General features: G+C 47.8%; 1 protein-coding gene and 1 pseudogene. Both read left to right on the forward strand.

Annotation, left to right across the window (positions count from 1 at the left end; all coding sequences use genetic code 11):
* Positions 1–196 (forward strand): annotated as a pseudogene (locus tag A3763_RS28750) (IS3 family transposase); the annotation flags it as partial.
* A 155-nt stretch (positions 197–351) separates the two neighbouring features.
* A partial coding sequence (istA, locus tag A3763_RS15395; protein ID WP_231872217.1) for an IS21 family transposase occupies positions 352–1,323 on the forward strand: 972 nt, incomplete at its 3' end.

A 1,323-nucleotide genomic window follows, 5' to 3' on the forward strand; every position in this document is an offset into this window, starting at 1 on the left:
CCGGCATAGTCGAATTAACTTTGTTACCCCAGAGCAAAGGCACTTAGGTCTGGATGAAGAAATATTATCGAAGAGGGATGAGCTTTATCGCAAGATGAAAAGAAAGAACCAAATAAGGTGGTCAAAAGCTACGCGGAACTGGGAGAAAGTGGGTGACGTTAAGTTGAACCCGGAGAAGGAAAAACAAGCAGCTTAAATGCTCAGGCGACAACTACCTTGAAAAACGCCGTTATCGCAAACGGTGATCGAGTAATCGCAACGACTGATCACCATCAATCACAAACTCCTTCCATGCATTGAAACTCAATTTGTCGAGCACGTTATTCTTAGCGCTTTTAAGCCGAGAGTACGATGCCAAACAAGAGATTAGCAATGCGACACATTAAAGATATTCTCCGCCTCAAACTCGAGGCAAAACTGAGTCATCGAAATATTGCCCGCAGCTTAGGAATCGGCGTAGGCACTGTTTCCACTTATGGAAAAAGAGCGGTTGATGTTGGGCTAACCTGGCCACTTCCAATAGAGATGACTGACAATGAACTAGAACGTTTATTATTCCCCGACGCCAAGATCAATACGCGCCATGGTCGGGTTATGCCTGATTGCGCTGCCATTCACCAAGAACTCAAGCGCAAAGGCGTTACCAAGCAATTGTTGTGGGAGGAATATAAGCAAATACATGGCGACGCGGGCTATCAGTATTCGCAATATTGCGGCTACTATCGTGAATGGCGTTCTAAGCAAAAGCGCTCCATGCGCCAGATTCACCTTGCCGGTGAAAAAATGTTTGTGGATTACAGCGGGGCCACGGTACCTATCGTTAACCCGGATACTGGCGAGATCCGTTCAGCTGAGATCTTTGTAGCCATACTTGGCGCGAGTAACTACACCTTCGCAATGGCGTCATGGACGCAACGCAAAGCCGACTGGATTAACGCACATGTGAAAGCCTTTGAGTTCTTTGGCGGCGTACCGGAGATCGTTGTGCCTGACCAGTTACGCAGTGCTGTCAGCAAGCCAGCTCGTTATGACCCCGGTATCAATGTGAGCTACCAGCACATGGCATCACATTATAAAACGGCGATCATTCCCGCTAGGCCACTCAAGCCCAAGGATAAAGCAAAAGCAGAAAACGCGGTATTGATCGTGCAGCGCTGGATACTGGCTCGACTACGACATCAAACCTTCTTCACGCTGGCAGATCTAAATCAGACTATTAAGGTCTTGCTAGATGACCTTAACCGCCGTGCCTTTAAGAAACTACCGGGTTCCCGCTTAAGTCAATTTGAAGCCTTGGATAAGCCAGCGCTTAAATCGCTTCCC

The organism is Oleiphilus sp. HI0128 (genome assembly GCF_001635365.1).